Origin of the sequence: Methylobacterium aquaticum, from assembly GCF_001043915.1 — a bacterium.
Classification (GTDB): Bacteria; Pseudomonadota; Alphaproteobacteria; order Rhizobiales; family Beijerinckiaceae; genus Methylobacterium; species Methylobacterium aquaticum.
On the sequence record NZ_LABX01000388.1, the window covers coordinates 1 to 8,139 of the forward strand.

Sequence of the window (8,139 nt, forward strand, 5' to 3'; positions counted from 1 at the left end):
CGGTGGGAGTCGCGCGGCCGCGCAGGGGCGTCACCAGGCGGGAGATCTCGGCCCAGAGCCGGCTTTCTTCCGAGGAGAGACGACGCAGCCGCCGGGGACGGCGCGACTCGGTCACGGCGCGGCTCCCGGGGCGAGGGATCCGCCACCGCCCTGCTTCGGCAGCAGCACGACGAAGCGCGTGGGATCGCGCAGCAGGCCCGCCACCGCCCCGGCCTGCGCGCCGGTGCCGAGATAGAGGTCGCCGCGCGCGGGCCCCAGGATCGCCGAGCCGGTATCCTGGGCGATCACCAGGCGGCGCAGCGGGGTGGTGCCGCCCTGAGGATCCGGCAGCGATCCATCCAGCCAGAACGGCACCCCGTAACGCCACAGAGTGGCGTCGACGGCGAGGCTGCGTCCGGCGGTCAGCGGCACGCCGGCTCCGCCGCGCGGGCCCGCCCCGTCCGGGAGGCCGTCGTCGATGCGGAAGAAGATGTAGGAGGCGTTGCGGCGGATCAGGTCGCGGGCGATGGCCGGGTTGTCCCGCAGCCAGCCGGTCCAGCGGGCGAGCGTCAGACCTTCGAGCGGCAGGTGGCCGCCGGTGACGATCAGGCGGGCGACGGAGGTATAGGGGCGGCCGTTGCGGCCGTCATAGGCGAGGCGGACCGACCGGCCGTCGGGCAGACGCACCCGGCCGGAGCCCTGGACTTGCAGCACCAGGAGGTCGACGGCATCGCGCAGCCAGAGCAGTGGGCGGGCGCGGGTCCCGAGCGCCCCGTCCTCGATCGCGGCCCGGTCCGGATAGGGCCGGAAGGCGTCGCCGTCCCGGCGCGCGGCGCGAAGAGCGGGGTCGAGGCCGGGCCGGGTCTCGCCGGGCTCCAGCGAGACGAGATCGTCGGGGCGTGCGAGCGCCGGCACGGGGAAGTCGGGGGTCGGTCCCGGCGAGCCGGCCAGTTCGGGCTCGAAATAGCCGGTGAGGAAGCCGGCACTCCGCTCCGCTGCGGCGTCGCGGTTCGGCCGCAGGAGGCGATAGGCGGAGAAGTGCCGCTCGAAGAAGTCCTTGGCCCCTTCCGGCGGCACCGTGGCCGCGGCGGCGCAGGGCCGGGCGAGGTCCTGGCTCGGCGCGTTCGGCGCCGCCTCGCCGAGGACCGGGCCGGGGCGGGTCGCGCAGGTGGCCCGGAAGGCCGCGAGGGCTGCCGCGAGGTCGTCACCGGCAAAGCCCGGCAGAGCGGCGAAGGGGACCGGCTCGAGCATGGCCTCGCCGATCCGCAAGGGGCCGGCCTGCGTCGGATTGGCGGCACAGGCAAGGAGAGCGGCCAGCGCGAGGGCGGCGGAAGACGGGCCGAGGGCCGGCGGCATGGGCTTGTCGGACTCCGGCCCCGGAAAGATTGTGCTCGGGTCGCGCCGCACGGAACAGGGACGGACCGTGGCTGCGACGGATCGTGGCGACGAAGGATCGTGGTGGCGCGTCATGGTCGTCGAGGACCGGCGGCCGATCAAGCCGCCGGAGGATCGCGTCTTAGTGCCCGGCCTCGGTGGCGACGAGCTGCCAGTTCGGGTCGCGGCTGCCGAGGGTGCGGGAGAAGGTCCAGACGTCGGTGACGTCGACGACCTTTTCGGGACTGCCGTCGACGACCTGCCCCTGCGGGCCGCGGGTGGCGGTGATCAGCTTCGAGAGGTAGCGCACGGTGACCTGCGCCACACGGTTGCGCACGTCGACCCCGACGATCTCGGCCCGGTCGATCGACACGAAGGTGGTCTCGACGGTCTGGCCGGCACGCTCGCGGCCCTGGATCGCCCGCTCGAACCCGTCCGCGACCTCGCGCGAGAGCAGGCTCTTGAGGGTCTTGCGGTCGCCCTTGGCGAAGGCCGTCACGATGGTCTCGTAGGCGACCTTGGCGCCGTCGGTGAAGGCGCGGGGGTCGAAATGCGGCTCCTGCTGGAGGATCAGGTCGAGGCCGCGGGCGGCGGGCGAGTTCGGCTCGACCAGGCCCTTCCAGTTGCGCGGGACCGCGGTCGCCACCGGCGCGGCGGCGCCGCGCTCGGGGCCGGTGCCCGGCAGCCGCACGACGTTGTCGCCGTCGCGCGGGGCGGCGGCGGGCGGCTCCTCGCGCCGGGCCAGCGGGTTGAAGGGCGGCCGCTCGCTCCCGGTCTTCTGGCCGAGCACGGAGCGCAGCTTCCAGATCACGAAGACCGCAAGCCCGAGGAAGATGAGGGTCGTAAGGTCGAGGGAATCCTGCATCATCGATCCGTTCATCGATCCGTTCTTGGCGGCTTCACGCGACGGCGTCACGCGGAGCATCCCTGACCGCCCCGGCACAGCTTGCGACATCTCCGGCGCGTCGACGGCTTTGGCACCGAGGCCGGGGCAAGGCAAGCGTCCGGCCGGTACTTCACCCCGGGCCGTCCGCAGGATATGGGGTCGCGACCCGTCGGTATCCAGGCGCCCGCGCGCGAGGAGATGCGGTCCGTCCCGCATCGTCCGGGGAGGTTCGGCCTGCCGCCGGGTCGGGGAGGCGGTGACGCGGAAGGGATGGTTGGCGCCTCTGCTTGTTCGCGGGGAGCGGGCATGATAGCGGCATCGCCGCTGACGCGCGCGCCATTTTTCGCGCCAGCGCGCGTCGGACCGTCGTTTACGTCCAGCCCTCGAAGGAACCCTCCGCCATGGCCGATTCCCCGGTCCCGAACGGCAACGGTGGCGCCGCGGCGCAGCCCGACGACTTCACGCCGACCCTCAACGCCCTGGCGCAATACGCCAAGGATCTCTCCTTCGAGAACCCGAACGCGCCGCGCTCGCTCCAGCCCCAGCAGCAGGGACCGCAGATCAACATCCAGGTCAACGTCAATGCCCGGCAACTCGCCGAGGAGGATTTCGAGGTCGACCTGCGTCTCGAGGGCGATGCCAAGATCGGCGCCGAGGTGCTGTTCGCGTTCGAGCTGACCTATTCGGGCATCTTCCGCCTGCGCAACATCCCGCAGGACCAGATGCACCCGGCCGTCATGATCGAGTGCCCGCGGCTGCTGTTCCCCTTCGCCCGCCAGATCATCGCCGACGCGGTGCGCAACGGGGGCTTCCCGCCGCTCTATATCGACCCGATCGACTTCGTCGGCCTCTATCGCCAGAAGGCCGCCGAGGCCCAGGCGCAGGGCGGGAACGCGTAAACCTCACGGGATGCGCGGGCGGCGGCGTCGACCCGCGCATCCTCAAAACAGTGTTTCACGGGAAACGCCGCCGTTTCCGTCAGCCCATCAGGGCCGGCACCAGGGACGCGACCAGCAGCCCGGCCATGGCGAGGTTGAACCGCCGCAAGGCCCGGCGCGTCTTGAGAATCCGGGCGGTGCCGACGCCGATCAGGGTCCAGACGGCGAGGCAGGGCAGGGCGACGAGCCCGAACAGGATCGCGAGCAGCAGGGTCGCGGTCAGCGAGGCGCCCTCGGCCTGGGCGGTATAGGTGGCGAGCGCGCCTGCGGCGATGATCCAGGCTTTCGGGTTCACCCATTGGAACAGGGCCGCCTGAAGGAATCCGAACGGGCGCCCGGTTCCCGCCGGCGCGTCCGGCGCAGCGGGATCGGGATCGGAACCGGCGATGGTCCAGGCGAGCCACAGCAGGTAGGCCGCCCCGACCCATTTCAGCACCGCATGGACCCGCGGATCGGTGAGGACTGGCAGCCCCGCGGTGCCGAGGACGACCAGCATCACGGGGAAACCCGCCGCGACGCCGAGCATGTGCGGGATGGTCCGGGTGAAGCCGTAGGTGGCGCCGGAGGCCACCACCATGGCGTTGTTCGGGCCGGGCGTGGCCGACATCGCGATCGCGAATGCGCCCGCCGAGAGAAACCAGGTCCCGTCCACGATCAAACCGCTCCGCGCCGTGCCTGGGGCGTCCTCGGGACGATACACGGTTCTCCGTCAAGTCCGTCACCCCGGCTCCGTTGGTCCGGGCGGTCTCCCGCTCTGCTGCCGGTCGCTCCGACCCGGCCTCGCGCCGACGCGCATCGCCGATGCGAACCCTGGGTCAGGGGACCGCAGGACGGTCCGTCTCATCCCCCTGGACTCCCGCCCCCGGATCGGGCGATGGGGGCGCGATCGTGCGAGAGGGACACCGACGGGATGGCGTACTGGCTCTATAAGTCCGAGCCCTCGGTCTGGTCGTGGGACGATCAGGTCGCGGCCGGGGAGGCGGGGACGTACTGGAACGGGGTGCGCAACCACGTCGCCCGCAAGAACCTGGAAGCGATGCGGCTCGGCGAGCAGGGCTTCTTCTACCACTCGAACGAGGGCAAGGCGGTGGTGGGGGTCGTCGAGGTGATCCGCACCTATTATCCCGATCCGACCGACGAGACCGGCCGCTTCGGCATGGTCGACCTGAAGGCGGTCGCGGCCCTGCCGCACCCCGTCACCCTGGACGCGATCAAGGCCGAGCCGGCGTTGCGCGAGATGGTGCTGGTCAACAATTCGCGCCTGTCGGTGCAGCCTGTCGGCGAGGCGGAATGGGCGCTGGTGCGCCGGATGGGCGGTCTCTGATGGGACGACGATGAGGGGCGGCGCGTGAGGCTCGTTCTCGCCGGGCTCGTCCTCGTTCTGCTCGCGGGTCCGGCCACCGCGCAGAAGCCGAAGGCGCCCGCGAAGCCCGCCCTGCCGGCGAAGGTCCTGACCTGCGGGGCCTTGGCCAACCTGCGCATCCTGCTGGCGGAAACGGGAGGAGATCCGGCCGCGATCAAGGCCCGGCTGGCGGACCCGAAGGCCGATCGCCTCGGCTGCACCCAGATCGGCCGTGACCGGATCGAGGGCAATGCCGAGCGGGTGGTGATCGGCGGCACCGCCTATGACTGCCTGACCGTGAAGGAGACCAGCCTGTGCCGCTGGTCCCTGTCGGGCGTGCCGGCGGAGGCGCCGTGAGGCGCCTCCCACCCGGGCGCGTCAGATGCTCCAGTACGGCGTGGCGTTGAAGTAGCGGTGGACGTGCTCCTCCCATTGCCGGTCGAAGGAGGGATCGTTGCCGTCGGCCGAGGCCGGCGGCACCGCCCGGAGCTGCTCCTCGGTGAGGTCGAGCACATAGGCGTCGAGCTCGGGCGCGAAGCGCAGGGTTGACCACGGGATGGTGTGGTAGCCCTCGCCGATGCCGAGGAAGCCGCCGAAGCTCATCACGGCATAGACCACCCGGCCGCTGGCCTTCTCGATCATCAGGCGCTCGATGCGGCCGATGCCGTCGCCGTTCGGCCGGCGCACGGCGGTGCCCTCGACGCGGTCGCTGGCGATCAGCGCGTTGGTCTCGCGGGTGGTGGTGCTGCCCATGTCGGAGCGATCGCCGACGGTCGGCGCGACGGTGGTCATCGGAACTCCTCCGGATCCTCGGTCTCGTCCCCGGAAACGCTGCCGGGGGGAGCCTGTTCCGGGCCCGGGGCTTGCGTCGCGGGCCCGGTCGCGCAAGCTGCGGCGAAACGCAGGGCAGCGGGGCAGTTCCCCGCGGGCGATCGAGACGCTAGCCTGCCGCCCATGCCGATTCGCCGTGCCGCCGTCCTGACGGTTCTCCTCGCGTTCGCCGCTCCCGCCCTCGCGCAGGATCGCGGCACCCTCAATCCGAAGCCGCTGCCGCCGCTCGCCAACCCGGACGATCCGTCCACCCCGGCGAAGGCCCTGTTCGGCCGCGCCACCACGCCGGCGGCTCTGCCGCCGCAGGCGATCGGCGGCTATGCGCGGGGCTGCGTGGCCGGCGCCGAGGCGCTGCCGATCGACGGCGCGACCTGGCAGGTGATGCGCCTCTCGCGCAACCGGAACTGGGGCCATCCCCGGCTCGTCGACTTCCTGGAGCGGATCGCCGCCGAGGCGCCGCGCAAGGCGGGCTGGCCGGGGCTCCTCGTCGGCGACATGTCCCAGCCCCGGGGCGGGCCGATGCTGACCGGCCATGCCTCGCACCAACTCGGCCTCGACGCCGATATCTGGCTGACCCCGATGCCGGACCGGCGCCTGACCCGGGCCGAGCGCGAGGAGATGTCGGCCACCAACGTGGTGCGGCCGGATCGGCGCGACATCGACCCGGAGGTCTGGCGGCCGGAGCATCTGCGGCTGATCCGCATGGTCTCGCGCGAGCCGGAGGTGACGCGGATCTTCGTCAACCCGGCGATCAAGCTGGCCCTCTGCCGCGAGGCGGGATCGGACCGGGGCTGGCTCACCAAGGTCCGGCCGATGTACGGCCACAATTACCACTTCCACATCCGGCTCGCATGCCCGGCGGGCGATGCGGCCTGCCACGACCAGGACCCGCCACCGGCCGGTGACGGCTGCGGGTCCGAACTCGATTACTGGTTCTCGGATGCGGTGCTGCATCCCAAGCCCCGTCCCCCCGGCAAGCCGCGCCCGCCGATGACCCTGGCGGGGCTGCCGGAGGCGTGCCGCACGGTGCTGAAGGCGCGCTGACCGCGAGACGGGGACAACCGGGACCGGCTCGGCCGGCCCCGGTTCACCGCGCTCACTCGGCCGCGACGCCGACCCCGATCGGGCAGGAGACGCCGGTGCCGCCCAGGCCGCAATACCCGCCCGGGTTCTTCGCCAGGTATTGCTGGTGGTACGCCTCGGCGAAGTAGAACGGGCCGCCGTCGCGGATCTCGGTCGTGATCGGGCCGTGGCCCTGCGCCGTCAAGGCGGCGGCATAGGCGTCGCGGGATGCCTCGGCCTCGGCCCGGCGCGTTGCGTCGGGCAGATAGATGCCCGAGCGGTATTGCGTGCCGACATCGTTGCCCTGGCGGAAGCCCTGAGTCGGGTCGTGGCTCTCCCAGAAGGTCTTGAGCAGGGCCGCGAAGGGGATCGTGTTCGGGTCGTAGGCGACCAGCACGACCTCGTTGTGCCCGGTGAGCCCGGAGCAGACTTCCTCGTAGGTCGGGTTCGGCGTGGTGCCGGCCGCATAGCCGACCGCGGTGACGAAGACGCCGTCGCCGAGCTGCCAGAACTTGCGCTCGGCGCCCCAGAAGCAGCCGAGGCCGAACACGACCGTCTCGACGCCGTCGGGATAGGGGCCCTTCAGCGGATGTCCGTTGACAAAGTGCCGTTCCGCCGTCGGCAGGGGCATGGGCCGCCCCGGCAGGATCTGGTCGGGGCTCGGCATCTCGGCGCGCTTGCGGAAGAACAGCATCGGGTCGCTCCGGGTTCGGGACGGAGCCTCGCGGCTCCGGAGGCGGGACCGCCTCTGATCGCGACCTGATGTGGGGTGGCGTGGTGCGTTCCTGAAGGGCGCTGCGTCAGCGCGGGCCTGACGACAGCCGTGTCAGCGCAGGACCGGCGCCTGGGAGGCGGCGACGCGGGCCGGGGCGTCGGGCCCGAAGGCGGTGCTGGGATCGAAGAAGGCGCCGCGGGCGGTGATCAGCCCGGCCGCCAGGGCCCAGAACAGGACGGCGCCGATGATGCGCCGGGTCCGGACCGGGCGGCGGCGCGCTGCGGCGCAGCCGGTCTCCTGCGCGGACCGCAGGTCCAGCCGCTCGCCGAACGGATCGAAAATGGCAGGACGCATGGTCGAACCCGGCATGACGAACGGCGCCGCGGATCGGTGCCGAATGGACTGTAGATAGGTCGTGTGCAGGCTTCTCAGCAATAGACGCGGTTTTCTATTTTTGGGATCGGGAGAGAAGAAGCTTGCTGTTTACAAGCCTTTGCGGAGAAATTTTATCCTTGTTCCCGCAGACTCCAACGAACCGGTGCTGCGTCATGTCGCATCCGCCCTGCCGGCCGCTCCCGGATGCGCGGCGGAGGCAGTCGTGGCGGGTTTTGGCGGACGCAACCGCGAAGGCGAAGGGCCTCTATCGCCTGGATCTGCGGCCCGCTCCTCGGGCGCAGGTTGGTGCACCGGGATTGTTTGGCCCACAATCGACGAGCATCTCCGCCTCTTTGGCACTTTGCAGTTGGGCACGATTCAGTCATCAGAGCCTGGCCTTGGAGAACGGAACTTGCTCGTCTGTCGGCGAAGCATTGGCCTGATCGCGGTTCGCGCTGGGCCGATCCTCAGTGGGCCTAGCGCAGGTTGGCCAACGCTTTGGCCACGAAAGAGAAGTATTGCTATCCAGGGTGGTGGGAAATGTCGTTCATCGCGAACAGGTTTCGTTCGTAGGAGACGGTGAAGCCGGTGAAAAACCTGGACCATCGGCGCAGGATGCTGACGCATCGACTCGATC

The 8,139-nt window shown here is 71.2% G+C and carries 10 protein-coding genes; 4 read left to right on the plus strand and 6 right to left on the minus strand.

The features are described from left to right. Positions 1–111 precede the first annotated feature (111 nt). Positions 112–1,335, minus strand: a complete 1,224-nt coding sequence (gene mltA, locus VP06_RS32565) for a murein transglycosylase A (RefSeq protein ID WP_048467970.1) — start codon at positions 1,333–1,335, stop codon at positions 112–114. 160 nt (positions 1,336–1,495) lie between these two features. Then, entirely contained in the window at positions 1,496–2,218 is a 723-nt protein-coding gene (locus VP06_RS32570) for a Tim44/TimA family putative adaptor protein (protein WP_197093343.1), read from the minus strand. Between the two features lie 422 nt (positions 2,219–2,640). On the opposite strand from VP06_RS32570, the gene secB reads away from it, so the two are divergent. Continuing rightward, a complete protein-coding gene (secB, locus tag VP06_RS32575) occupies positions 2,641–3,138 on the plus strand; it encodes a protein-export chaperone SecB (protein ID WP_048467971.1) in 498 nt (165 codons plus the stop codon). Between the two features lie 79 nt (positions 3,139–3,217). On the opposite strand, the gene VP06_RS32580 is transcribed toward secB, so the two are convergent. Then, the gene (locus VP06_RS32580) at positions 3,218–3,829 is read right to left on the minus strand and encodes a LysE family translocator (RefSeq protein WP_197093342.1); all 612 of its coding nucleotides are present in this window, start codon (positions 3,827–3,829) and stop codon (positions 3,218–3,220) included. A 258-nt stretch (positions 3,830–4,087) separates the two neighbouring features. Here VP06_RS32580 and VP06_RS32585 point away from each other — a divergent pair, with 258 nt between their 5' ends. Both VP06_RS32585 and VP06_RS32590 read left to right on the plus strand, forming a co-directional pair. Beyond that, the gene (locus VP06_RS32585) at positions 4,088–4,501 is read left to right on the plus strand and encodes an EVE domain-containing protein (RefSeq protein WP_048467973.1); all 414 of its coding nucleotides are present in this window, start codon (positions 4,088–4,090) and stop codon (positions 4,499–4,501) included. A gap of 24 nt (positions 4,502–4,525) precedes the next feature. After that, positions 4,526–4,876: a hypothetical protein gene (locus VP06_RS32590; protein ID WP_048467974.1), complete on the plus strand. Its 351-nt coding sequence runs from the start codon at positions 4,526–4,528 to the stop codon at positions 4,874–4,876. 21 nt (positions 4,877–4,897) lie between these two features. Here VP06_RS32590 and VP06_RS32595 read toward each other — a convergent pair whose 3' ends face one another. Beyond that, positions 4,898–5,272: a PRC-barrel domain-containing protein gene (locus VP06_RS32595; protein ID WP_048467979.1), complete on the minus strand. Its 375-nt coding sequence runs from the start codon at positions 5,270–5,272 to the stop codon at positions 4,898–4,900. 201 nt (positions 5,273–5,473) lie between these two features. On the opposite strand from VP06_RS32595, the gene mepA reads away from it, so the two are divergent. Continuing rightward, positions 5,474–6,394, plus strand: a complete 921-nt coding sequence (gene mepA / locus VP06_RS32600) for a penicillin-insensitive murein endopeptidase (protein WP_048467975.1) — start codon at positions 5,474–5,476, stop codon at positions 6,392–6,394. Between the two features lie 52 nt (positions 6,395–6,446). Here the strand turns inward: mepA and msrA are convergent, their stop codons facing one another. Next, entirely contained in the window at positions 6,447–7,106 is a 660-nt protein-coding gene (msrA, locus tag VP06_RS32605) for a peptide-methionine (S)-S-oxide reductase MsrA (RefSeq protein WP_048467976.1), read from the minus strand. Between the two features lie 132 nt (positions 7,107–7,238). Next, on the minus strand, positions 7,239–7,481 hold the full coding sequence (locus VP06_RS32610) for a hypothetical protein (RefSeq protein WP_156295879.1): 243 nt from the start codon (positions 7,479–7,481) through the stop codon (positions 7,239–7,241). Positions 7,482–8,139: the final 658 nt, after the last annotated feature.